The 2,044-nt window shown below is 37.6% G+C and carries 1 pseudogene; it reads right to left on the reverse strand.

Going from position 1 to position 2,044, the window contains the following annotated elements:
- Positions 1-1,472 (reverse strand): annotated as a pseudogene (locus L3V43_RS23605) (hypothetical protein); the annotation flags it as partial.
- Positions 1,473-2,044 lie beyond the last annotated feature (572 nt).

Raw genomic sequence — 2,044 nt, forward strand, 5'->3', positions numbered from 1 at the left:
TGGATATATCGGTGTTGGCTATTATCCGGATTTGTCACAACCACAGCTTTAAAGTCACTCTCAACTAAACCTGCAATACTAGGCAAGCGGAAGTTACTTATCCCTGGGAAGCTCGATACTTGCCTTTCAGATGTAAAAGCTCCCATCGAATTGAGGTACTTGAAGCTCCATTTATAAGCTTTATCATTTGAGAGCGTTATTTCTTTCTCTATGAGGGAGAAATTATTAAAACAACGGCCTGTATTAATATCAGTTACAGAGGTTCTCCCAAACCCCCTTTCTGCAAATGTAAACTTGCCTGTTGCTCCATTTGGGTGAGTGATTGTTAAATCGTCAAACATACCGACGTCTGTTAAGACACACCTTGAAAGTGTTGGGGAATTCGGTGAACTTTCATGGTCAGTATAAGGGGTAGGAACTCGGTGATACCAGTAAGTATCTGAATACTCCCAATATGAACTATCTGGACGGGTGACTTTATGCAAGCTGCCATTGCCTGATGAATAGCTATACTTCCAAATACGATTGTTAGCATTTATAGAGGCAATTAAACCATTACTATATTGGAATGTAACTTTTCGGCCATCGCTACTTGAAATAGATTGTAACTGACCGTCAGTGTAATCATATTTAAGCCAGTTTCCAAACTTATCTGTTATCTTGTCAACCAATAAATAAGCTGTTGCTACTTTATAGGTTTCACACTCAAATATACAGTCACCATCCTCTGAATATTCAGCAATTTCATACTTTCCCTTAACTACCGGTTTATTCTGAACATACTTTGGAGTAAAGAATTCATATTTAGTGCCATCTAGAGTAGTTACGATAAAGCCCTCTCCATAACCACCATCTGCGCAAGATACATCCCACTGACTTTTTGTTGTTATTTTATTTGTCTCATTGGATCTTAAAATTATCTCGCTGCCCTTTCCTGGAATTTCAATCGTTTCTCCAGCCCAATACTCGTAAATACTTAAAACCGTACCATGTCGGCCTCTCACATTGCTCAAATCAGGTTGGCGTGAGCACGCAACTCCTTTAGGCCAATTCCCACTATATTTAGTGTAATCGTAATCAACTTCCCCTCCCTCTTTAAACTTAGCTACTTTAGTTCTAAGATGCGGAATGGAGAGATCCCAATTGCTAAAGTCTTTTTTAGATCGCCAGCTCATTTGCTCGCCACCTAAAGTCCTTGAAACTTCAATAGGCAATGTACTGTGAGGCAAAGTTACATCTGTAACACTAAAACTCACACTTCCAGTTGCGTAGTCGATTCTTTCCCCGAATAAATTATTATCAAGCGGCTGTAAACGAGAATTTACATTACTTAGTTCTCTTGGATCTGGAACATGTTTTCTCGGCGCGTTACTTGGAATATCCGGGATACTTGTGCTTTCGTTTGCAATGGTGAGATTTGCCAGAAATACTGTTTTAAACACCATAATTAGTGTTAGTTTGCGTAAAAACACCCATAAACTCCTGTAAAATTTAAAATATTCATAATAATCATCTATTAATTCTCAAATTATTCCCGCGTGCTAGCTATAAGTTCGAATAATCACTTATGCATAAAACGTCGGTATTTCACATTCTCGAACACCATATTTGGACGATAGTTACTTCTTTTATACTCTAGCCTCATTAATTCTCCTTGGTCTCTGTCACCGGGCTTCCTAACAGTTCTATATGTATAAAGGTGATTTTTTGATACTTGAAAGAAACAGCTTTTCCGCAAAAATATACAGCTGGTTAGACACAGTTTTAGTGCTATTTACGCAGATGGCGATAGCAGCAATTCTAAAAATTAATAATTGTATAGAAAATAGGGAATAAATGAAAGTCAAAATGATAACAAACATAACAAAAGTTAAAACTAATGGAGCCATTTAGGGATCGTGGAGTCTAAATCAAAGCGTTTAAAAACGTGTCGTGCATTGACAGCGAATACTTAACACCCATCACTATTAACATCAAAGCTGAGGAAGAGAAGTATAAAAATACTTCAACCATTGGGTACAAAAACGTTCATCGTTAGGCTATT

The organism is Pseudoalteromonas sp. L23, assembly GCF_021728455.1.
Lineage (GTDB): Bacteria > Pseudomonadota > Gammaproteobacteria > Enterobacterales > Alteromonadaceae > Pseudoalteromonas.